The organism is Pseudomonas sp. SDO52101_S400, from assembly GCF_054071635.1.
Window position 1 is genome coordinate 1 of record NZ_JBSVWF010000053.1, and the last position, 21,958, is coordinate 21,958.

General features: G+C 59.9%; 24 protein-coding genes. 9 read left to right on the top strand and 15 right to left on the bottom strand.

Annotation, left to right across the window (positions count from 1 at the left end; translation table 11 throughout):
* Positions 1-50 precede the first annotated feature (50 nt).
* From alc to puuE, 3 genes are all read right to left on the bottom strand, one after another.
* A complete protein-coding gene (gene alc / locus ACW9HX_RS22745; RefSeq protein ID WP_007960036.1) occupies positions 51-1,046 on the bottom strand; it encodes an allantoicase in 996 nt (331 codons plus the stop codon).
* Positions 1,047-1,136: 90 nt separating this feature from the next.
* Positions 1,137-1,652, bottom strand: a complete 516-nt coding sequence (gene uraD / locus ACW9HX_RS22750; RefSeq protein WP_457382336.1) for a 2-oxo-4-hydroxy-4-carboxy-5-ureidoimidazoline decarboxylase — start codon at positions 1,650-1,652, stop codon at positions 1,137-1,139.
* A complete protein-coding gene (puuE, locus tag ACW9HX_RS22755; protein WP_007960032.1) occupies positions 1,649-2,575 on the bottom strand; it encodes an allantoinase PuuE in 927 nt (308 codons plus the stop codon). Before puuE ends, uraD begins: the two co-directional genes overlap by 4 nt.
* A 420-nt stretch (positions 2,576-2,995) precedes the next feature.
* Between puuE and uraH the strand changes: the two genes are divergently transcribed.
* Positions 2,996-3,349 carry a hydroxyisourate hydrolase gene (uraH, locus tag ACW9HX_RS22760; RefSeq protein WP_011333195.1) on the top strand — a complete coding sequence of 118 codons (354 nt, stop codon included), beginning with the start codon at positions 2,996-2,998 and terminating at the stop codon, positions 3,347-3,349.
* Between the two features lie 107 nt (positions 3,350-3,456).
* On the opposite strand, the gene ACW9HX_RS22765 is transcribed toward uraH, so the two are convergent.
* The 4 genes from ACW9HX_RS22765 to ACW9HX_RS22780 form a co-directional block, all read right to left on the bottom strand.
* On the bottom strand, positions 3,457-4,680 hold the full coding sequence (locus ACW9HX_RS22765) for a hypothetical protein (RefSeq protein ID WP_457382337.1): 1,224 nt from the start codon (positions 4,678-4,680) through the stop codon (positions 3,457-3,459).
* Positions 4,681-5,189: 509 nt separating this feature from the next.
* Positions 5,190-5,819 carry a LysE family translocator gene (locus ACW9HX_RS22770; RefSeq protein WP_457382338.1) on the bottom strand — a complete coding sequence of 210 codons (630 nt, stop codon included), beginning with the start codon at positions 5,817-5,819 and terminating at the stop codon, positions 5,190-5,192.
* Between the two features lie 87 nt (positions 5,820-5,906).
* The gene (locus ACW9HX_RS22775) at positions 5,907-7,256 is read right to left on the bottom strand and encodes an NCS2 family permease (protein ID WP_248741277.1); all 1,350 of its coding nucleotides are present in this window, start codon (positions 7,254-7,256) and stop codon (positions 5,907-5,909) included.
* A 198-nt stretch (positions 7,257-7,454) separates the two neighbouring features.
* The gene (locus tag ACW9HX_RS22780) at positions 7,455-7,898 is read right to left on the bottom strand and encodes a MarR family winged helix-turn-helix transcriptional regulator (RefSeq protein ID WP_457382339.1); all 444 of its coding nucleotides are present in this window, start codon (positions 7,896-7,898) and stop codon (positions 7,455-7,457) included.
* 82 nt (positions 7,899-7,980) lie between these two features.
* Here ACW9HX_RS22780 and ACW9HX_RS22785 point away from each other — a divergent pair, with 82 nt between their 5' ends.
* Entirely contained in the window at positions 7,981-9,147 is a 1,167-nt protein-coding gene (locus ACW9HX_RS22785) for an aminotransferase-like domain-containing protein (protein WP_457382340.1), read from the top strand.
* Positions 9,148-9,177: 30 nt separating this feature from the next.
* Here ACW9HX_RS22785 and ACW9HX_RS22790 read toward each other — a convergent pair whose 3' ends face one another.
* From ACW9HX_RS22790 to ACW9HX_RS22810, 5 genes are all read right to left on the bottom strand, one after another.
* Positions 9,178-9,549 (bottom strand): glutathione S-transferase N-terminal domain-containing protein, encoded by a 372-nt coding sequence (locus ACW9HX_RS22790; RefSeq protein WP_007960011.1) that lies wholly within the window; start codon positions 9,547-9,549, stop codon positions 9,178-9,180.
* 102 nt (positions 9,550-9,651) lie between these two features.
* Positions 9,652-10,197 (bottom strand): GTP cyclohydrolase I FolE, encoded by a 546-nt coding sequence (folE, locus tag ACW9HX_RS22795; RefSeq protein WP_003204506.1) that lies wholly within the window; start codon positions 10,195-10,197, stop codon positions 9,652-9,654.
* Positions 10,198-10,274: 77 nt separating this feature from the next.
* The gene (locus ACW9HX_RS22800) at positions 10,275-10,832 is read right to left on the bottom strand and encodes a Smr/MutS family protein (RefSeq protein ID WP_457382341.1); all 558 of its coding nucleotides are present in this window, start codon (positions 10,830-10,832) and stop codon (positions 10,275-10,277) included.
* Positions 10,833-10,907: 75 nt separating this feature from the next.
* Entirely contained in the window at positions 10,908-11,228 is a 321-nt protein-coding gene (locus ACW9HX_RS22805; RefSeq protein WP_201239387.1) for a hypothetical protein, read from the bottom strand.
* Positions 11,229-11,359: 131 nt separating this feature from the next.
* Positions 11,360-11,950 carry a cysteine hydrolase family protein gene (locus tag ACW9HX_RS22810; protein ID WP_011333204.1) on the bottom strand — a complete coding sequence of 197 codons (591 nt, stop codon included), beginning with the start codon at positions 11,948-11,950 and terminating at the stop codon, positions 11,360-11,362.
* Positions 11,951-12,189: 239 nt separating this feature from the next.
* Between ACW9HX_RS22810 and prmB the strand changes: the two genes are divergently transcribed.
* Positions 12,190-13,098 (top strand): 50S ribosomal protein L3 N(5)-glutamine methyltransferase, encoded by a 909-nt coding sequence (gene prmB / locus ACW9HX_RS22815; RefSeq protein ID WP_457382342.1) that lies wholly within the window; start codon positions 12,190-12,192, stop codon positions 13,096-13,098.
* 42 nt (positions 13,099-13,140) lie between these two features.
* On the opposite strand, the gene ACW9HX_RS22820 is transcribed toward prmB, so the two are convergent.
* Together ACW9HX_RS22820 and ACW9HX_RS22825 are read right to left on the bottom strand one after the other, a co-directional pair.
* Complete coding sequence (locus tag ACW9HX_RS22820) at positions 13,141-13,932, bottom strand: hypothetical protein (protein ID WP_096822947.1); 792 nt, start codon at positions 13,930-13,932, stop codon at positions 13,141-13,143.
* A gap of 97 nt (positions 13,933-14,029) precedes the next feature.
* Entirely contained in the window at positions 14,030-14,983 is a 954-nt protein-coding gene (locus tag ACW9HX_RS22825; protein WP_457382343.1) for an alpha/beta hydrolase, read from the bottom strand.
* Positions 14,984-15,113: 130 nt separating this feature from the next.
* Between ACW9HX_RS22825 and aroC the strand changes: the two genes are divergently transcribed.
* The 5 genes from aroC (at position 15,114) to mtnC (ending at position 19,332) form a co-directional block, all read left to right on the top strand.
* Positions 15,114-16,205: a chorismate synthase gene (gene aroC / locus ACW9HX_RS22830; RefSeq protein WP_457382344.1), complete on the top strand. Its 1,092-nt coding sequence runs from the start codon at positions 15,114-15,116 to the stop codon at positions 16,203-16,205.
* Positions 16,206-16,236: 31 nt separating this feature from the next.
* Positions 16,237-17,382 (top strand): MFS transporter, encoded by a 1,146-nt coding sequence (locus ACW9HX_RS22835; RefSeq protein ID WP_457382345.1) that lies wholly within the window; start codon positions 16,237-16,239, stop codon positions 17,380-17,382.
* Positions 17,379-18,005 carry a methylthioribulose 1-phosphate dehydratase gene (locus ACW9HX_RS22840; protein ID WP_457382346.1) on the top strand — a complete coding sequence of 209 codons (627 nt, stop codon included), beginning with the start codon at positions 17,379-17,381 and terminating at the stop codon, positions 18,003-18,005. Before ACW9HX_RS22835 ends, ACW9HX_RS22840 begins: the two co-directional genes overlap by 4 nt.
* Positions 18,006-18,098: 93 nt before the next feature.
* Positions 18,099-18,644, top strand: a complete 546-nt coding sequence (locus ACW9HX_RS22845) for a 1,2-dihydroxy-3-keto-5-methylthiopentene dioxygenase (protein ID WP_085710649.1) — start codon at positions 18,099-18,101, stop codon at positions 18,642-18,644.
* A gap of 4 nt (positions 18,645-18,648) precedes the next feature.
* Positions 18,649-19,332: an acireductone synthase gene (gene mtnC / locus ACW9HX_RS22850; protein ID WP_457382347.1), complete on the top strand. Its 684-nt coding sequence runs from the start codon at positions 18,649-18,651 to the stop codon at positions 19,330-19,332.
* A 72-nt stretch (positions 19,333-19,404) separates the two neighbouring features.
* Here the strand turns inward: mtnC and ACW9HX_RS22855 are convergent, their stop codons facing one another.
* Positions 19,405-19,683, bottom strand: coding sequence for a DUF3509 domain-containing protein (locus tag ACW9HX_RS22855; protein WP_096822971.1), 279 nt, complete (start codon positions 19,681-19,683; stop codon positions 19,405-19,407).
* A 389-nt stretch (positions 19,684-20,072) separates the two neighbouring features.
* Here ACW9HX_RS22855 and ACW9HX_RS22860 point away from each other — a divergent pair, with 389 nt between their 5' ends.
* Positions 20,073-21,911 (top strand): long-chain-acyl-CoA synthetase, encoded by a 1,839-nt coding sequence (locus tag ACW9HX_RS22860; protein WP_457382348.1) that lies wholly within the window; start codon positions 20,073-20,075, stop codon positions 21,909-21,911.
* The last annotated feature ends 47 nt before the right edge of the window (positions 21,912-21,958 follow it).

Below are 21,958 nucleotides of genomic sequence, written 5' to 3' on the forward strand. Positions count from 1 at the left end.
TCGACCGCATTCCCCTGTGGGAGCGGGCTTGCTCGCGAAGGGCGCACCGCTTATTTAGCGACCTTGCCCAATACGCGCAGGCGGCTCACACCACCATCCGGGAACACGTTCAGACGGATGTGGGTGATCGGGCCCAGTGCCTTGATCTGCTCGACGAAGGTGTGTTCGGCGTGCATTTCCAGCTTCTGGCTCGGCAGCAGTTCGCGCCAGAACAGCGACTGGGTTTCGATCTGGCTGTCGGTGCCGCCCTTGACGAACGCGCCCTGGATCGAGCAGGTGTCCGGGTAGTTGCCCTTGAAGTGCAGGGTGTCGACGATGATTTTCTCGATCTCGCCCGGGTGGCCCAGTGCGACGATCACCCAGTCATTGCCCGGGGTGCGACGACGTGCGGTTTCCCAGCCGTCGCCCATGTTGATGCCACGGCCCGGATTGAGGATGTTGCTCATGCGGCCGAAGTGTTCGTCGGAGCAGGCGAGGGCGCGGCCACCGTTGAGGGCTGCTGCCAGGTCGACTTGCTCGTTGTCGCCAACAGCGGACCAGTCGCGGAACGGAATGCCGTACACGCGCAGACGGGCCACGCCGCCATCCGGGTAGATGTTGAAGCGCAGGTGGCTGAACGCCTTGTCGTTGCTGATTTCGTGGTAGTGGTGGCTGTTGCCTTGCAGCTCGACGGCCGACAGCACTTCGGTCCACTGGGTGTTTTCGTCCGGCTCGCCCGAGGCCAGGAAGCACGCTTCCAGCGAGGCCGAGGGCGGGAAGTTGCCGGTGAAGAATGAAGTGTCGATGTCCACGCCTTTGATCGAACCCGGTACGCCCAGGCGGATCACCGCGCTGTCGTAGCCTTCGAAGCGCTTGCGACGGGATTCCCAGCCGTCCATCCACTTGCCGTTGTCATCGAACACGCCCTCCTTCCACACGGCCGGGGTCGGCTGAAACAGACGATTGGCGTCTGCGAACCAGTCATCGGTGACCGAAATGATTTTGGTGCCCAGACGGGCATCGGCCAGGTTGACGAACTTCTCGAAAGGTACGGCGTAAGCTTTCATTCTTCTTGTCTGCCTTTAAATAAGTGGCTTGGGATGCTTGCAGGGCCCTGGGAAACACAAGCGTTCTAGAGGTTTCTCGGGCCAGGCTCGCTAGAGAGTCAGTAAACGGAACAGGGCAATCTTGTTGATCTCCGCCAGCGCACATTTGAACTCGGTGTCGACCGGGTTGTGAATGCGCGTTTCGAACGCCGCGAGGATCTGATGCCGGTTGCTGCCTTTTACCGCCATGATGAAGGGAAACTTGAACTTGGCCTTGTAGGCGTCGTTCAGCTCGGTGAAGCGAGAAAACTCTTCGGCCGTGCATTGGTGAATACCGGCGCCAGCCTGTTCATTGGTGCTGGCTTCGGTCAACTGGCCCTGGACGGCAGCTTTGCCGGCCAGGTCCGGGTGAGCGTTGATCAGTGCCAGTTGGCTTTCGTGATCGGCGCTCAACAGGATGTCGCTCATGCGCTGGTGCAGGGTTTCGATCTGGTCGATCGAGGCGTCCTGGCCCAGGTCGAAGGCCTTCTCGGCCACCCATGGCGAATGTTCGTAGATGTCGGCGAAGGCTTTGACGAAGGCGTCGCGGCTCAGGGTCGACGGTTTCAGGGTTTGAAAGGTGCTCATTTGGCAGCCCCTTGGTACGGGTGGGTTTCATGCCAGTGACGCGCGATGTCGACGCGACGGCTGAACCACACCTGTTCATGACTTTTGGCGTATTCGATAAAGCGCTTGAGCGAAGCCAGACGCGCCGGACGGCCCACCAGACGGCAGTGCAGACCGATCGACAGCATCTTTGGTGCTTCGGCGCCTTCGGCGTAAAGCACATCGAACGCGTCTTTGAGGTATTCGAAGAAATCGTCGCCCTTGTTGAAACCCTGGACCTGGGTGAAGCGCATGTCGTTGGTGTCCAGGGTGTACGGGATCACCAGGTGCGGCTTGCCGGTCGGGTTGTTCGGTTCCCAGTAGGGCAGGTCGTCGTCGTAGGTGTCGCAGTCGTAGAGGAAACCGCCTTCTTCCATCACCAGACGACGGGTGTTCGGACCGGTGCGGCCGGTGTACCAGCCCAGCGGGCGCTCGCCGGTCAGTTCGGTGAGGATGCGGATCGCTTCGAGCATGTGCTCGCGTTCCTGCGCCTCGTCCATGTATTGGTAGTCGATCCAGCGGTAGCCGTGGCTGCAGATCTCGTGGCCGGCCTCGACCATCGCGCGGATCACGTCCGGGTGGCGCTGGGCGGCCATGGCCACGGCGAAGATGGTCAGCGGAATGTCGAATTCCTTGAACAGTTTCAGAATCCGCCAGACGCCGGCACGGCTGCCATACTCGTAAAGCGATTCCATGCTCATGTTGCGCGCGCCTTGCAGAGGCTGGGCCGCGACCATTTCCGAGAGGAAGGCTTCCGATTCTTTGTCGCCGTGCAGAATGTTGCGCTCGCCGCCTTCTTCGTAATTGAGCACGAAGGACAGGGCGATCCGGGCATTGCCCGGCCAGTGTGGGTGAGGAGGGTTACTGCCGTAACCGATCAGGTCGCGTGGGTAGTCAGCGCTCACTGCAGTCTTCCTTCTTATTCGTTGACAGGTTGTGTAACGGCCTGCACAGGCTGGCGTCACAGCGATGGGCTGATTGTATACAACTTTATTCTCAATTTGTAAGCCTGAATTTTCGCATTTTTCACCGGCTGTCATCTTTTACTGTTAATGGCGTGAGCCTGCAAGAAACCTGCCTGGCCAGTCAGCTAATGGACTGGGGGTTCAATGAATGCATGGTACAAGGGCAGATCACCGGGAAATCGGAGGATGGCGGGGGCAGGAGGAAAAATGTCGTTTTTATTGTGTACAATTTTTTTGAAAAGTGTCTTAATCAATCGCTCGCCGCAGCTTTTCGTGCTCCGAAACGGTGCGGTCTCCTTTTCAACTGACTTCGGGAGGCGCGAAGTCTGACTGCTCCACGCAGGCAGGCGCGCAGAATCAATGGGACGTTTGACTACACACGTTTTGGACGCTGCACACGGTTGCCCGGGCAGCTCGATCAAGGTCGAGCTGTACCGCGTTGAAGGTTCGCACCTGGAATTGGTCGCCAGTGCGCTGACCAACAGCGATGGCCGGGTCGATGCGCCGCTGCTGCAAGGCGATGACTACCGTACCGGTGTCTATCAGGTTCAGTTCCACGCCGGCGATTACTACCGCGCCCGTGGCGTCCAGTTGCCGGAGCCGGCATTCCTGGACGTGGTGGTGCTGCGGTTCGGCATCTCTGCCGAACAGGACCACTACCACGTACCGTTGCTGATCTCGCCTTACAGCTATTCCACGTACCGGGGCAGCTGACCCCCAAGCAGCTGCCTCCACCGGGAAGCGACTGCGCATATAGCTTCTTTGGTCTTTCGCCCGCTCACACTGCGGGCTTTTTTTCGCCTCGCGAAAGGCGTTCCGGACTACAGGCTGGCAAGCGTTCCGAGCTTCGACTCATCATCCCTGACAATGAAAACGGTATCCGTTTGCGAAGCCAGGACCTGAGACCCACCCTTGAGCCAGACCAGCCTTTTTTCTGCGTGCGCCTGGAGCATTTCCTGCAGTGCGGCGTACCCGACCTGGGTATTCAACCGGGCTTCGATCGAATCAGGATCGTAATTGAGGGGTTGATGAATTTTTCTGCCCTTGACGCGATACAGGCTGATGAAAAAGACAAAGGGATGGTTTTTGCGACGAAACACCAGAGCCGGAAAGGCATTCGCAATGGTCGGCGGGAAAACATCATAGCCCTGTCGATTCAGAATGCCGGTCATGAGCTGCTTGAGCTCGTTACCTGACTGCGTTGTTTTGAAATCGTCCCATTCTTGCTTCGTCAAATCGAAGTCCAGCCGCTGGAGAGGGCCTTCCGGGGATGCGGCCGGTAAATCCAGAGTCCGGGCAAATCCCGTACCGCTGCTGGACGTTGCCAGTATCGGGAGCATCAGCAGCGGATCAGCCAACTGCGGTCGAGGTGCGCTGTTGCCACTTTTCCAGTCATTGAACGTTTGCCTGAGGCGGGTCATACCGACGCCGGTTGCCATGTCCCCATCGTTTGCCAGGCTGAACTGGTGCCTGGCCACTTTGGCCATCGAGGTTTCCGACAGCTGCGGAAAATAGGTGGCGATGTAGTGTTTCAGCGGGTGTTGAAAGGGGAGGTTCGGATCGATCTCCCACCGATTGGCAGGCGGAACGCGGATCGCGCCTCTGGGTTGCTGCAGCAGGTCTGTACCGAGGATGCGTTCCATGTAGTCGAAGTCGTATACCCAGTGTGCCGGATTCTTGATGTAAACGATGGGGTGATCGGGATCGCTACCGCGCGGCACCAGCAGATACCGGATTCCGTCGACTTCAAGGCTGCCGAAGGAAGCATGTTGGGGTGGTGCTTCCCATCTTCTCCAGGGCGCGGACCCATCATCGCCCGTTGAGGTGGAGGAACGTTTGGGCGCGACAATCTCGCCAGAATCGTCACCCGGGTTGCGCAGACGTTTGACGGTTAATCTGGAATCGTTGTCGCCGGCGCTCTCGTCGGTGGGCTTCACGCGCCAGGTGAGGGTGCCTCCCACACGTTCGAGGCGCGGGCCGGAAGGCTTGTAGTCGCTGTTCAATCTGGCCCGGAAATGATTTTCCGAGTCGATGCCCAGCAGCACGGTTCCTCCTTCCTGAAGATCCACGAAGTACCTTTGCGTCCCGAGCTCTCGAATCCCGGAAAGCGCGTCTGGCGCCGGGAGTCTGGATAACTGATTGGGCGGGAGGAAAAAGTGCTCGATCGGTGCATGGACGGTGACAGGGGTGATATGGGTTTCGAGCGGAAGGTCGACGATCTCCAGTGGCACAGGCTGAGAGGGGGATGATTGAACGGGCGTTCGGGGTTGGTCGACAGGTGCTCGGTCTGCGCCCTGGGAGCCAATGTTCAGCGGCAGTCTGTGCAGTGCTGGAGGTCGGACGTCGGGTAGGGTGAAAGGCGTTTCGGGTGAGGGGGTTTCCGCACCGGGTTTTATCGGTCGTCTGGGACTCATGGGTATTTCACTCGCAAGGTCGATTCACGTTGGTCTGGCCAGCAGAGGCCGGATGTTCGGTGAATCAACGCTGCGAAGTGCGGTACATATATCTATTCGTGAGGCGAAATGTTGCCGGGTATCACTCGATCCCAACGGCCTCAGTGGCTGCTCAACAATGAGGCTGCACCTGCTCCGCCAAACAAACCGGCGCTGATGCGGTTGAACCAGCTCTGGCCCTTGCCGCTGCGCAGGTAGCGCGCGGCGCCATGGGCGCCGAGGCCGTAGGTCAGCTTGCATAGCAGATCCAGCACCGTCCAGGTCGCGATCATCACCAGCAGTTGTGGCAGAAACGGCTGCTCGGCGTTGAGGAACTGCGGCAGGAAAGCGGCGAAGAACAGGATGTCTTTCGGATTGCTGGCGCCCAGCACGAAGGCCCGTCCGAAGAGGGCGCGGAAGCGCGGAACCGGAGCCGCCTCAGGGACCTGGGCGCCGACCGATGGCTGACGCGATTGTTGCCAGCTCTGCCAGGCGAGATAGAACAGGTACAGCGCACCGACGATTTTCAAAGCGCTGAACAGCTTTTCCGATGCCAGCAGCAGGGCACCCAACCCCAGGGCAGAAGCACTGAGCAAGCAGATTGATGCACTTACGCCACCCAGAAAGGCCGGGTAGGAACGGCGCAAGCCGTAATTCAGACTGTTGCTGATCATCAGCAATGACAGTGGCCCCGGAATCAGGATCACCACCAGCGCGGCGCCGCTGAACAGCAGCCAGGTTTCCAGACTCATCACTTTCTCCTTTTTATCGTTATCAAGAATGTGCAAAAGCCCCACCCGGTTGGGTGAGGCTGTTTTGACGCTTGGACTGCGTGACGCTTACAGGAAGATGAACTTGGCGATGAAGATCGCGCAGAGCACCCACAGACTCACGGAGATTTCCTTGTACTTGCCGGTGCCGGCCTTCAGCGCGACATAGGTGATGAAACCCAGCGCGATGCCGTCGGCGACCGAGAAGGTCAGCGGCATCATGATCGCGGTGACGATGGCCGGAATGCTGTCGGTCGCTTCGTCCCATTCGATGTGCGCCATGCCGCCCATCATCAGCATCGCTACATAAATCAGCGCGCCAGCGGTGGCATAGGCGGGAATCATGCCGGCCAGCGGTGCAAAGAACATCGCGGCTATAAATAGCACACCGACGGTGACTGCGGTAAGACCAGTCCGACCACCAGCCGCCACTCCTGCGGCACTTTCCACATAACTGGTTACAGGAGGAACGCCCACCACTGCACCGAATACGCTGGAGGCGGAGTCGGCCTTCATGGCGCGGGAGAGGTTTTCGATGCGGCCGTCAGCGCCAACCAGATTGGCGCGCTGGGCAACGCCCATCAAGGTGCCGGCGGTGTCGAACATGTGCACAAAGAGGAAGGCCAGCACTACGCTGATCATGCTGACGTTGAACACGCCGGCGACGTTCATGGCCATGAAGGTCGGTGCCAGGCTTGGCGGAGTCGACATGATGCCTGAGTAGTGCACGATGCCCAGGCCCCAACCGGCCAGGGTCACGGTGATGATGCTGATGAGGATCGCGCCGAACACTTTGTGGTAGCTGAGGATCGCGATCATCAGGAAGCAGATGGCGGCGAGCAGCGGGCCGGGTTCACGCAGCGAGCCGAGCTTGATCAGCGTGGCCGGGCTGTCGACGACGATGCCGGCGGTTTTCAGGCCGATCAGGCCGAGGAACAGGCCGACACCGGCGCCCATCGCGAAGCGCAGGCTGACCGGGATGCTGTTGAGCAGCCATTCGCGAATCCGCGAAAAGGTCAGGATCATGAACAAGACACCGGAAACGAACACCGCACCGAGTGCTGTTTCCCAGTTGTAGCCCATGGTGCCGACCACGGTGTAGGTAAAGAAGGCGTTGAGGCCCATGCCTGGGGCCAGGCCCACCGGCCAGTTGGCGTACAGCCCCATCAACAGGCAGCCGAGCGCAGCGGCGATACAGGTGGCGACGAACGCCGCACCGTGATCGATCCCGGCATCGGCCATGATGTTCGGGTTGACGAAAATGATGTAGGCCATGGTGATGAAGGTTGTCAGACCGGCGATCAGCTCGGTCTTCACCGTGGTGCCATGCAAGCTGAGTTTAAAGAGGCGCTCAAGCAGGCCATTGCGTAACGGCGGCGAGAGTTCCAGCGTCGATGCTTCGGATTTGCGGCTTTCCACAGCGAGTACTCCTCAAGAGTTTTATTGTTATTTCCAGGGCCGGACCCTATGAGGGGGTGGCAGCGGCCCTTTGAGGCATACGCGAATTTGTTGACCATGCGGTCAGGAACTCGCACGCTGTGGATTATGCTTTTGTATACAAATAAAGCAAATAATGTTTTTGGTTTTGTCGACGAAAGTTTTGAGGATCGGGCTATATCACTCGCTTGTACGGTTTTTCCCCAGTGCCAGATTCACCGCCAGCCACCCATTGACCGCCGTTTCGCCTGCTTCGGCAAACACCCGCTCAAGTAATTTCACCTGCTCACGGCGCAGCGCCTGTTCGAATCGCGCACCTTCGACGGTCAACGTCAGAAGCCGTTTACGTTTGTCTTCTTCGGACGCCACGCTGTCCACCAGGTGCATTTCCTGCAATTGACGCAACGGCATGTTCAGCGCCTGTTTGCTAACACCCAGCAGCGCCAGCAACTCCTTGACGCTCAAATTCGGGTAGCGGGCGATGAAGAACACGATGCGCTGATGCACCCGGGACAGGCCCCGACGCTCAAGCATTTCGTCGGCCTTGGCGGTGAACGCCTGATAGCCGAAGAAGAACGCTTCCATGGCTTGTTGTTGGCTGGTGCAGTTTTTAAGGTCAATCATATTGACGTTTCCGCTGGGGCTGTCGTAATTTCAGTCAACAAGTTTGACTCATTCTTCTCATGCCTCGCTAGCGGTGACTTCCATGGCTTTTTCCGAACGTGTCTCGCGTCTCAAAAGTTCTCTGATCCGTGAAATCCTTGCAGCGGCCCAGCGCCCGGAAGTGATGTCTTTCGCTGGCGGTTTGCCGGCTGAAGCGATGCTGCCGAAGGTCGAATGGGCCGACATGCCGCTATCTCTCGGCCAATACGGCATGAGCGAAGGCGAGCCTGCGTTGCGTGAAACGCTTGCGGCAGAGGCGAGGGCGTTGGGTTTGCCATGTGAGGCCAGTCAGGTGTTGGTGGTCAGCGGTTCCCAGCAAACCCTCGATCTGGCGGCCAAGTTATACATCGACAAGGGCACCGAAATTCTGCTGGAAGCGCCGACCTATCTGGCGGCCTTGCAGATCTTCCAGCTGTTTGGCGCCGATTGCCTGACCGTGCCGCTGGAAGCTGACGGTCCGAACCTTGCGCAATTACGTCAGCGTCTGGAGCAGCACCGCCCGGCCTTCATCTATCTGATCCCGACCTTCCAGAACCCATCCGCCGTGCGCTATAGCGAAGCCAAGCGCGAGGCTGTCGCAGCACTGCTCGACGAATTCGGTGTAACCCTGATCGAAGACGAGCCTTACCGCGAACTGACGTTCGACGGCGGCAGCGCCCGACCAATTGCCGGACGCTTGAAAAAATCCAGCTGGATCTACACCGGCACCGTATCGAAAACCCTGTTGCCGGGCCTGCGCGTCGGCTACCTCATCGCCAGTCCGGATCTGTTTCCGCATCTGCTCAAACTCAAGCAGTCGGCGGATTTGCACACCAACCGCATCGGCCAGTGGCAGGCGTTGCAGTGGATCGGCAGCGAGAAATATCAACAGCACTTGAGTGAATTGCGCAGCTTTTATCGTCAGCGTCGCGATGCTTTTCAATCAGCGCTGGAAACTCACTTCGCCGATCTGGCGGACTGGAACACACCCCAGGGCGGGCTGTTTTTCTGGCTGACCCTGAAGCAGCCGCTAGACACCCGCACCTTGCTGAACACCGCGCTGGCCAATGATGTGGCGTTCATGCCGGGCGAACCGTTCTTCCCAGAGCCGGATCGCAACCACGGTCACCTGCGCCTGAATTTCAGTCACATCGACCCGGCCCGGCTGGACGAAGGGCTCAAGCGTCTGGCAGCGGTGGTGCGCCAGGCCCAGGCCGCGCAGGCAGCATGAAAAAACCGGCCATCAGGCCGGTTTTTGTATTCAGACTGCGGCGAACCGCTTGTTCAGATATTCGATGATGGTGTTGGACTCATACATCCAGGTGGTCTGACCGTTTTCTTCGATGCGCAGGCACGGCACCTTGATCTTGCCGCCCTGTTCCAGCAGGGTCTGGCGATCCTGCTCGTTGTTCTTCGCGTCCTTCAGGGCCACCGGGACATTCAGGCGGCGCAGGCTGCGGCGAGTCTTCACGCAGAACGGGCAGGCGTGGAACTGATACAGGGTCAGGTCTTTCGCGGCGGCGTCCACTTGAGCCTGAGCAGCGGCGGGGCGCTGTTTCTTGCCCGGGCGGGTCAGGAAATCAACGAAGATGATCAGTTGGCCGAGGCCGACACGAAGCGCTTTGACGAACACGTTACAAGCCTCACAGGGACATTGAAGAAGGCGCGCAGCTTACCCGATTTTTCACGGACGAAAAAAAACCGGCGATCAACGCCGGTTTTTTTGTGTCGCAAATTACTTGATCAGGCTGAGAAACTCGCTGCGGGTTGCAGCGTTTTCGCGGAACTCACCGAGCATCACCGAGGTGATCATCGACGAATTCTGTTTCTCCACACCGCGCATCATCATGCACATGTGCTTGGCCTCGATCACCACGGCCACGCCCAGCGCGCCGGTGACCTGCTGGACCGCATCGGCGATCTGGCGGCTGAGGTTTTCCTGGATCTGCAGGCGACGGGCGTACATGTCGACGATCCGCGCGACCTTCGACAGGCCCAGCACTTTGCCGCTCGGGATGTACGCGACGTGGGCCTTGCCGATGAACGGCAGCAGGTGGTGTTCGCACAACGAGTAGAGCTCGATGTCCTTGACCAGCACCATTTCGCTGTTGTCGGAGCTGAACAGGGCACCGTTGGTGACCTCTTCGAGCGTCTGTTCATAACCGCGGCAGAGGTACTGCATGGCTTTGGCGGCACGCTTTGGCGTGTCGAGCAGGCCCTCGCGGGACACGTCCTCGCCCAGTTGGCCGAGAATCGCGGTGTAATTCTGTTCCAGGGACATGAAACTACCTGTGGGGATTTTCGCAAAGGGCAAGGGTACGGTGGCGGACACGACCCTGCAAGTTCGGTGTGACGGGATTATTCGTCGCGGCCTTCCATCATGGTGCGTTTGAGCATCACGTAGACCGCGCCGGCACCGCCATGTTTCGCCTGGCACGAGCAGAAACCCAGCACTTGCGGATGCTGACGCAGCCAGGTGTTGACGTGGCTCTTGATCATCGGCCGTTTGCCGTCCAGCCGCACAGCCTTGCCATGGGTGACGCGCACGCAGCGGATTTCGAATTTGGTCGCTTCGGCGAGAAATGCCCAGAGGGTTTCCCGGGCCTTTTCGACGCTCATGCCGTGCAGGTCGAGGCTGCCTTCGAACGGGATCTGCCCGACCTTGAGCTTGCGCATCTGGCTTTCCTGCACGCCGTCGCGGGCCCACATCAACTCGTCTTCGGGACCGACGTCGATCACGAACTGATCGGACAGGCCGTCAACGGTGGTGGTTTCGGTACGGATGGTCGCGGACTGGCGCAGCTTGGCGATTTGCGCGCGGTCAGCCTTGGGTTTGCCGGTGTCGGCGCGGTCGTGCTTGATCGGCTTGACGCCTTGGATCGCACTTTTGAACAGGGAAAAATCGTCGTCTTGCATATCAGCCTCCGCGAAGGGCGGCCAGTTTACCCAAACAGACACAAAACGGCCCGGCAAAAAAGCCAGGCCGTCGATTCAGTCGTGTTTTTTCATCAGGTGCGGGGACATGTTCAGTTCCCGCGATTGCCGTGCGCGACGCCGGCAACGACGCCACAGGGCTACGCCGAAATACAGGAACAACAGGCCGACGGCCAGAATGATCGCCGAGCCCATCGGGGTTGCGTTCAAGTCGCCGAGTGCCGGCGGGTGCCCCAGCAGGCTGGCGGCCCCGGCCATCGCCAGCAGCACACCGAATGTCGCCAGAATGGCGGCGATCGCTGCACCGAATCGAAATCGCCAGTTGCTTTGGCCTTTGGGCCGCAAGCGGCGTGCGTCAAATCCATCGGATAACTTCATTCCGACCTTCCTCAATGGGTATCGGCCCTTCGACCGGGAGTTGACCGGGTTGTTCCTGAGGCTAGGGTAATTGAAGCAAATGCGAGGTTTTTGCAGATGAGCGGCGGGCTGAGCCGCTCATTTACGGTCGATCAGATCAGATCCTGGGTCAGCGCGAGGGTGGCGAAGTTGTCGGCCATGATCGCCATTTCCGCTTCCTGAACCTGTTCGGCACTGAGCACGCGGCCCTTGAACGGCAGATCACGGGTGGCGCAGGCGTCTTCCACCAGAGTGCAACGGAAACCCAGGTTCTTCGCCGCGCGCACGGTGGTGCTGACGCTGGAGTGGCTCATGAAACCGCAGACGATCAGGTCCAGCGAACCGATGGTCTGCAGACGATCGTAGAGTTCGGTGCCGTGAAAGGCGCTCGGCAGCAACTTGCCGATGATGGTTTCATCGCCCTGGGGTTCCAGGCCGGGGATGAATTCGCCGCGTTCGCCTTGCGGGTCGAACAGACCGCCGACGGTGCCGAGGTGGCGCACATGCACGATCGGCCGGCCGGCTGCGCGGGCGGCGGCAACCAGTTGTTTGATGTTCGCGACAGCCGCGTCCATGCCGCTCAGGGCCAGCGGGCCGCTGAGGTACTCTTTCTGGGCATCGATGATGACCACGGTGGCATGGCTCAACGTGGCCGCTGCGTAACCGCGACCGCTGAGTTGAAACATCGTTTTTGGAACGGACATTCTGGGGCTCCTTGGGGTGGGGCTTTTGCGACATTGTCCTCTGGCTGAGCGGTTCTGTGAATCGCTACCATCGTAGGCACCGTCGTTACTGGCCTGCAGCCTCGTCAAGTTACACGTTCTGTTCAATAGCCGATAAGGAATTCGGAACACTCCTACCGTCGCTCAGGGATTTTTCCTGCGTCGTCGTGGCGCGTTTTGGCTGGTAGAATCGCCAGTCGTTTTTTCTGGAGTTCTGCCCCGTGATCACTTCCCGACTTCGTACCCTGCGCGACCACATCCGTTGGGCCGTCAGCCGCTTCCATGGGGAGGATCTGTTTTTCGGCCATGGCACCGACAATGCCTGGGACGAGGCCCGGCAGCTTGTGCTCGGTGCCTTGCACCTGCCATGGGAAATCGCCGACAGCTATCTGGACTGTGCGCTGGAAGACGACGAACTGGTCAACCTGCAACGCCTGCTCAAGCGCCGCATCGAAGAACGCATTCCGACCGCTTACCTGTTGGGCGAGGCGTGGTTCTGTGGCATGTCGTTCATCGTCGATGAGCGTGTGCTGATCCCGCGTTCGCCGATTGGCGAGTTGATCGAAAACCGTTTTGCACCGTGGATCGGCGACGAGCCGGCGCGGATTCTCGACCTGTGCACCGGCTCCGGTTGCATCGGCATCGCGTGTGCCTACGAGTTCCAGAACGCTGAGGTTGTGCTGGCGGACCTGTCGTTCGAAGCCCTTGAAGTGGCGAACCAGAACATCGAGCGCCATGGCGTCGATGAGCGGGTGTTCACCGTGCAGGGTGATGGTTTCGATGGTCTGCCGGGTCAACGTTTCGACCTGATCGTGTCGAATCCGCCCTACGTCGATGCGGAAGATTTCGCCGACATGCCGGACGAATACCAGCACGAGCCGGAACTGGGCCTGGCCTGCGGTGACGATGGTTTGAATCTGGTGCGCCGGATGCTCGCCGAAGCGGCGGATCACCTGACCGAGAAGGGTTTGCTGATCGTCGAGGTGGGCAACAGCCAGGTACACGTCGAAGCGCTCTACCCGGAAGTCGATTTCGCCTGGCTGGAGTTCGAGCGCGGCGGGCATGGCGTGTTCATGCTGACCGCCGAACAGTGCCGCGATCATCAGGCGCTGTTCGCTTCCCGCGTCTGACCTGAACCGATCGTTCCCACCTTGGTGGGAACGATCATTGGCTCAGCGGTGAGTGGCAATCCAGATCAGCAACCCCGCCTGGAACACCGCAAACGCCACCAGACAAGTAATGGTGAAGCGCAAACCCGCGTCTTCACGCTTGAACTTGCTGACCTTGTCTTCCTGTTTCTTCAGCTTCACTTCCTGCTCGGCCAGGTTCTGCTCGGCCTGCTGCAACATCTGCGCGGCTTCGAGAATCTCGACGATCTGCAGCTTTTCGCTGTTCCAGTCGCCCAGCAAGTCACCGACCTGCACTTCCTTGACGCTGCCCTTCAAATGCTGGGCGTCGGCGTAAACCACATCAAAGCCATGCACGCGCAGAAAGTGATCGCGGCGCAGGCGGGTGTCTTCGTTCAGCGCGTCCTTGTTGTTCAAGTCCATGCCGTCGACGGTATAGGTGGGCCAGCGCTTTTTTGCCCAGTTGATGCCCTGGGCTGCCATGAAGCGGCCGATGCCACGGTTCAACGGTTCGATCTGCAAACCGCTGTCCGGGCCGAAATGCACGCGTTTGGTCTTGTGGTCGACCCACACGTCGAGCTGGTTCTGTTCCTTGCGCACACGCTGCGCGGGCAGTTTGATCGACATGCGCATCAGGCTGTGTTCTTTGCTGTTGCGCTCGGCGTAGCCGAACTCTACAAAGCGCAACGGCCGCCCGCCCGTGTTGCGGTCGGTCTGCAACGGCGCCAGGCGGAGCATCTTGTGGTGCTCGACGTGGACATCCGCCCATGGCAGCTCGACCGCTGGCGGTGCGTCTTTTTCAGCGGTGGTGTCGGGTGAAGTCTGGGTATCAGTCATAACGGCGAGATCCTGTCCAAGCGGCTTGCCGCCAGCCAGTACGCTGGCGACAAAGGCTTATCGGCCGTTTTCTACAGGACTAGAGGGCAAAAAGCGCTTAACGGGTGCGAAGTCCGTCAATAAATTCGAGGATACGGGTTCCCAGTTCCGCCGCCAGAGGCAGATTCGGGTCCTTATAGGAGGCCATTTGCCGCTTCACGTCGTTGGGCACGATGCGCATCACGTGGTTCATTCCCTCGATCAACGCCAGTGTCGCGTCGGGTTTTGCCGCTTTGAGCAAATTGGCGTCATCCACCTGAACCTGAATGTCGTTGCTGCCCTGAACGATCAAGGCCGGCATTTTCAGTTGAGCGAAAGCGGCGGACGGATCCTGACGGAACAGCGAAATCAGATACGGCTGCACGCTTGGGCGGAAGATCGTTTGCAATGGGGGCGGGACATTGTCGTCGGTATGACCGGCCTTGAGGCTGTCGAGCAACTCGTTGCTGCGCTGCATCAGCGGTGGCGGGAGACTGCGGGCCAGTTGCCGGCGCAAGACCTGATCGATTGGCCGAGCCGTGCCGGACAGCGAAATGACTGCCGCGGCGTCGACTTTCGGTGCGGCCAGACTTGCGATCAATGCGCCCTCGCTGTGGCCGAGCAGGATCAACGGGCCGAAACGCGGATCAGCCTTGAGCTTCTGGCCCCAGGCCACGGCGTCCGCCACATAGGCTTCCACCGACAGGTTTCGCTCATCCGGCGTCGCGGCCAGGCTCGCAGCGACCCCGCGTTTGTCGAAGCGCACGCTGGCGATATTGTGCTTGGCCAGCACCCAGGCCAGTCGTTTGAGGCTGTCGTTGCGCCCGCCGTCCGGGTTGTTTCCGTCACGATCCGTAGGACCCGAGCCAGAAAGAATGAGGACAACCGGCACGGGATTGTCAGACTTTGGCAGCAACAGCGAGCCGAAAAGTTCGCCGCTGCCGGTGTCCAGAGTCACCGGGCGTTGCAGGACAGTTGCCTGGACGAAGCCAGTAAACAGGGTAAGGCTCAAGATCAAAACTCGCAGCATCATCACGCCATCATTTGCAAAGGTGCCGGTTGGACTCACCAACACCGCCAAGGTTCGAGGATGAACTACTCGGTTAGCCTGCGTATACTGGCGCGCATCATGAATTTGGGTTTGATTTCACGGAGCGTCCTGCATGTCCGGCAATACCTACGGCAAGCTGTTCACTGTCACCACCGCGGGCGAAAGCCATGGTCCGGCGTTGGTCGCCATTGTCGACGGCTGCCCGCCGGGCCTGGAGATTTCCCTTGAGGATCTGCAACGCGACCTCGATCGCCGCAAGCCGGGCACCAGCCGCCACACCACCCAGCGTCAGGAAGCCGACGAAGTCGAAATCCTTTCCGGCGTGTTCGAGGGCCGCACCACCGGCTGCTCCATCGGCCTGCTGATCCGCAACACCGACCAGAAGTCCAAGGACTACTCGGCGATCAAGGATCTGTTCCGTCCGGCCCACGCCGACTACACCTACCACCACAAATACGGCGAGCGCGATTACCGCGGCGGCGGTCGCAGCTCTGCGCGGGAAACCGCCATGCGTGTGGCGGCCGGTGCGATTGCCAAGAAATACCTGGCGACGCAGGGCATCGTCATTCGTGGCTACATGAGCCAGCTTGGCCCGATCGAAATCCCGTTCAAGACTTGGGACTCGGTCGAGCAGAACGCCTTCTTCAGCCCGGATCCGGACAAGGTTCCGGAACTGGAAGCCTACATGGACCAGCTGCGCCGCGACCAGGACTCGGTCGGGGCCAAGATCACCGTGGTCGCTGAAGGTGTGATGCCGGGTCTGGGCGAGCCGATCTTCGACCGTCTCGACGCCGAACTGGCCCACGCGCTGATGAGCATCAACGCGGTCAAGGGCGTGGAAATCGGCGCCGGTTTCGCCTCGGTCGCCCAGCGTGGCACCGAGCATCGCGATGAAATGACCCCGGAAGGTTTCCTCAGCAACAACGCTGGCGGCATCCTTGGCGGTATCTCGTCCGGTCAACCGATCGTCGCGCATCTGGCCTTGAAGCCAACATCGAGCATTACCACCCCGGGTCGTTCGATCGACATTCACGGCAATCCTGCGGAAGTGATCACCAAGGGCCGTCACGATCCGTGCGTCGGCATCCGCGCCACGCCGATTGCCGAGGCCATGATGGCCATCGTGCTGATGGATCACTTGCTGCGTCACCGTGGACAGAACGCCGATGTGCGCGTGAGCACGCCGGTGCTGGGTCAGCTCTGATGGGTCAACTCACAGCCGCTGCGGTCTGACCGTGGCGGCGCTTCCGTACTGGCGGCTGTCCAGTTTCTATCTGTTCTATTTCGCCTTGCTCGGTTCGACGGCGCCGTTTCTGGCGCTGTACTTCGATCACCTCGGATTCAGCGCTGCGCGCATCGGCGAGCTGGTGGCGATCCCGATGCTGATGCGCTGCGTGGCGCCGAACATCTGGGGCTGGCTCGGCGACTACACCGGCAGGCGCCTGGCCATCGTGCGCTTTGGTGCGGTGTGCACGCTGCTGACCTTCTCGTTGATTTTCGTCAGCAAGACCTACGCCTGGCTGGCGATGGTCATGGCGTTGCATGCGTTCTTCTGGCACGCGGTGCTGCCGCAGTTCGAAGTCATTACCCTCGCGCATCTGCAAGGCCAGACCTCCCGTTACAGCCAGATTCGCCTCTGGGGCTCCATTGGTTTCATCATCACAGTGGTGGCGCTGGGGCGATTGTTCGAATGGCTCAGCCTCGACATCTACCCGGCGGCGCTAGTGCTGATCATGGCCGGCATCGTGCTCAGCAGTCTGTGGGTGCCGAACGCGCAACCGCCTCAGGGCAATCGGCCGACGGGCGAAGGTTTTCTCAAGCAGTTGCGCAATCCCGGGGTGCTGGCGTTCTACGGTTGCGTGGCGCTGATGCAGATGAGCCACGGGCCGTATTACACGTTTTTGACCCTGCACCTCGAACGACTGGGCTACAGCCGTGGTGTGATCGGCATGCTCTGGGCGGTGGGCGTGGTAGCGGAAGTGCTGATGTTCATGGCCATGAGCCGGATCCTTGCGCGTTTTTCCTTGCGGCGGGTGTTGATGGCGAGTTTTCTGCTGGCGGCGCTGCGCTGGTTACTGTTAGGTTCGTTCGCCGAATTCCTCTGGGTGCTGCTGTTTGCCCAGGTGTTGCACGCCGCCACGTTCGGCAGCTTTCATGCGGCTGCCATTCAATTCGTGCAACGTAGCTTCGGCGCCCGTCAACAAGGGCAGGGCCAGGCGCTGTACGCCGCACTCGCCGGCACCGGCGGTGCGCTCGGCGCGTTGTATTCCGGCTACAGCTGGAATGCCCTCGGCGCAACATTGACCTTTAGTATTGCCAGTCTCGCAGCGCTCGCCGCTGCCGTTATCATTGCCATTCGAATGCAAGAGGACAGGCCATGAGCCTTACCCGTGAACAGCTTGCCCAGCAAATCGTCGATGCCGGGCGTTTTCTTTATGGTCGCGGCTGGTCGCCAGCCACCAGCAGCAATTACTCGACGCGCCTGTCGCCGAGCGAAGCGCTGCTGACCGTGTCCGGCAAGCACAAGGGCCAATTGGGCGTGGACGATGTGCTGGCCACCGACCTGTCCGGCAACAGCCTGGAGCCGGGCAAAAAACCGTCCGCCGAAACCCTGTTGCACACTCAACTCTATAGCTGGCGCCCGGAAATCGGCGCGGTGTTGCACACCCACTCGGTGAACGCCACGGTGCTGTCGCGGCTGACGTCCGAAGACTTCATCGAATTCGAAGACTACGAACTGCAAAAAGCCTTCAGCGGCATCTCGACCCACGAATCCCGTGTGCGTGTGCCGATCTTTGACAATGATCAGGACATTGCGCGCCTCGCCGCCAAGGTGCAGCCTTGGCTCGACGCCCATCCCGATTGCGTCGGCTATCTGATTCGCGGCCACGGCCTCTACACCTGGGGCGCGCAGATGAGCGATGCGTTGCGCCAGATCGAGGCTTTTGAATTCCTGTTTGAATGCGAGTTGAAGACCCGCAGCGTCATGAACCGCCAAGGCTGACTTCACCAGAACCAGCCCATTTGCCTGATGAATGCAGTGCCCGACCGGTCTGAAAGAACCGGACGGCAAGGCCGATACCGAGGAATTGCCCCCATGAGCAGCCTGTCCGTCTATCACGTTTCCAGCCCCGAAATTCCGAACAAGGTGCTGACCCATTTCGAAGACATCGCCTCGACCCTGGCCGAGCAGGGCGTGCGCTTCGACCGCTGGCAAGCCGCTGCGAAGATCCAGCCCGGCGCCAGTCAGGAAGAAGTGATCGGTGCCTATAAAGAGCAGATCGACAAGCTGATGACCGAGCGCGGCTACATCACTGTCGATGTGGTCAGCCTTAACAGCGATCACCCGCAAAAAGCCGAGTTGCGCGCCAAGTTCCTTGAAGAACATCGCCATGGCGAAGACGAGGTGCGCTTTTTCGTCGCCGGTCGTGGCCTGTTTACCCTGCACATCGACGATTACGTCTACGCCGTGCTGTGCGAGAAGAACGACCTGATTTCGGTGCCGGCCGGTACCAAGCATTGGTTCGACATGGGCGAGAATCCGCACTTTGTGGCGATCCGCCTGTTCAACAATCCTGAAGGCTGGGTTGCCAACTTCACCGGCGAAGACATCGCCGGCCGCTTCCCGCGCCTGGAGGACTGAGCCGATGTCGATCAAGGTCATCCTCACCGATATCGAAGGCACCACCAGCGCGGTGAGTTTTGTGTTCGACGTGCTGTTTCCGTATGCCGCCAAACACCTGCCTGACTTCGTTCGCCAGAACGCCCAGCGCGCCGACGTTGTCGAGCAACTGGACGCGGTGCGCCGCGACAGCAATGAGCTGCAGGCTGACGTCGAGCGGGTCGTGGACATTCTGCTGGGCTGGATCGCCGAAGACCGCAAAGCCACGCCGCTGAAAGCGTTGCAAGGCATGGTCTGGGAGCAGGGTTATCAGGCAGGTCAGTTGAAGGGGCATGTTTACCCGGACGCTGTTGAAGCGCTCCAGCGCTGGCATCAGGCGGGGTATCAACTGTTTGTTTATTCGTCCGGCTCGATCCAGGCGCAGAAGCTGATTTTCGGCTGCTCGGAAGCGGGGGATCTGACACCGCTGTTCAGCGGCTACTTCGACACCACGTCGGGCCCCAAGCGCGAAGCGCAGTCGTACAGCAATATCCAGCAGGCCATCGGGGTCGAGCCGCAGGAGATCCTGTTCCTGTCCGACATCGTGCAGGAACTCGACGCCGCCCAGGCCGCCGGCCTGCAAACCTGCGGCCTGGCCCGTGAGGGCGGGGAGCTGGAAGGGCATTTGACCGTCGACAGCTTTACCGGGATCGAACCGGAAGCGTTCTGATTCCACACAATCGATGCGCAAAAAAACAGGCCGTGAAGCGAAAGCTCCACGGCCTGTTTGTTTATGCGGTGTTTACATCGAGTGATAGGTCGGCAGGGCAAAACGCTGCTGACTTTGCAGCATGCCGATTTGCGGCAGCTCGCTGGCTTGTTCGGCCAGGTCACGGCGGATCGCGCTGATCGCCCAAGACAGTTGGTCGCCGGCATGCAGTTGCTGATAGGTGAGCGCACGTTTGAACACTTTGCCGTCGGCACTCTTCAGCGTCAGCAGGATCCCGCCATCGGGACGCGGTTGGGTGGTGACGTTGAAGTTGGAGAACAGGGAGGTAAATTTTTCTTGGATCAGGCTCATGTCTTTCAGCTCCGTATGCACTTGAATGGCAAGCATGCAGAGGGAGTTGCAGTGATTGTGCCAGTATTCTTTTTTTATAAAATCCTTATAAATCAATAATTTATAAATTATGCAGATTCAAGTCGTCGTGCAATCTGCATGAATGGCCATCGTGCATCCTGCATTTTGCGGGATCGCTGTCGATCCGATGGAACCATTCCATCCGGCCGCAATCGCACTTCGCCCTGTTGCGTTGGCGGATACAAAACATTGCAAAAACCGCGTGTACAGCTCCAGAAGCCCTGACGTATTTTCGGCCTCGACCCTCGCTCAAGAAGCGCCGGTTGTCTTACCCGATTGCCCGACAATAAAAAATCCGGCCTGCACGTCAAGGTCGAACGGGAGCTGCCATGCGCCACGCGCCTAGCGACACGATTACCTGGAGCATGATGCTCCGCAAGCTGCCGATGATCGCCAAAGCTATCCCCCGGGTGGTGAAAGGCATGAAGGTGGCCAACGTCAAGGATCCGACCCAAACCTGTGGCCTGGGCTGGACATTCGAGCAAGCGACCCTGCGCAATCCCGAGGGCCCCGCGCTGCTGTCGGGCGAGGTGGTGCTGAGTTATTCACAGGTCAACCAGTGGGCCAACCGCATTGCCCACTACCTGATCGGGCAGGGCATCGGCAAAGGCGATGTGGTGGCGGTGTTCATTGAAAACCGTCCGGAACTGCTGGTGACGATTCTGGCGCTGGCCAAGGTCGGTGCGGTCAGCGCACTGCTGAACACTTCGCAGACCCGCGACACGCTGATCCACAGCATCAATCTGGTGGCACCGGTGGCGATTGTCGTCGGCGAGGAATTGCTGCCAGCCTTCGCGGCGGTGCGCGAGCAAGTGTCGATCCCGGCAGCGCGTGCCTGGTTCGTCGCCGATCAGGATACGTTCAGTCATCCGGGCATCGCGCCCGAGGGCTATATCAACCTGATAAGCGCCAGTGCCGACGCCTCGGGTGAGAACCCGGCCAGCAGCCGGCAGATTTTCTTCGATGACCCGTGCTTCTACATCTACACCTCCGGCACCACCGGTTTGCCCAAGGCCGGCGTGTTCAAGCACGGACGCTGGATGCGCAGCTCCGCGAGCTTCGGCATGATCGCCCTCGACATGCGCCCGGACGACATCGTCTATTGCACCTTGCCGCTGTATCACGCCACCGGGCTTTGCGTGTGCTGGGGTTCGGCGGTTAATGGTGCGTCGGGTTTTGCGATTCGCCGCAAGTTCAGCGCCCGGCAGTTCTGGAGCGACGTGCGCCGCTACCGCGCAACCACCATCGGCTATGTCGGCGAGTTGTGCCGTTATCTGGTGGATCAGCCGGTCAGCAGTGATGACAGCCGCCATGACGTGCGCAAGATGATCGGTAACGGTTTGCGTCCCGGTGCCTGGGCCGAGTTCAAGACCCGGTTTGCGGTGGATCACATCTGCGAACTGTACGCGGCGAGCGACGGCAATATCGGTTTCACCAACATCCTCAACTTCGACAACACCATCGGTTTCTCACTGATGGCCTGGGAACTGGTCGCCTACGATCAGGACAGTGGCGAACCGATTCGCGGTGACGACGGATTCATGCGCAAGGTCGGCCGGGGCGAGCGCGGCCTGTTGCTGGCGCGGATCGACGACAAGGCGCCGCTGGATGGCTACACCGATCCGCAGAAAACCGCGAAAGTCGTGTTGCAGGATGTGTTCGCCAAGGGCGATCGTTTCTTCAACACCGGCGATCTGCTGCGCAACATCGGTTTCGGTCATGCGCAGTTTGTCGATCGCCTCGGCGATACCTACCGCTGGAAAGGCGAGAACGTCTCGACCACCGAGGTCGAGAACCTGCTGCTCCAGCATCCGCACATTTCCGAAGCCGTGGCCTATGGCGTGGAAATCCCCAACACCAACGGTCGCGCCGGCATGGCGGCGATCACCCCGGCCGAGTCTTTGGCGACGCTGGACTTCACCGAGCTGCTGGCCTTCGCCCGTCAGCGCATGCCGGCCTATGCGGTGCCGTTGTTCTTGCGGGTCAAGGTGAAAATGGAAACCACCGGCACCTTCAAATACCAGAAGACGCGCCTGAAAAACGAAGGCTTCGACCCCGGCCTGACGGGGGATGATCCGATTTATGCCTGGTTGCCCGGGACCGAAACCTACGTGCAGGTCACGGATGAAATCCTTGCGGACATTCAGGCAGGCAAGTTCCGTTATTGATATTGGCTATCGGCTGTCTTGGAAAAAAGGGGGTGACAGCTATCGCC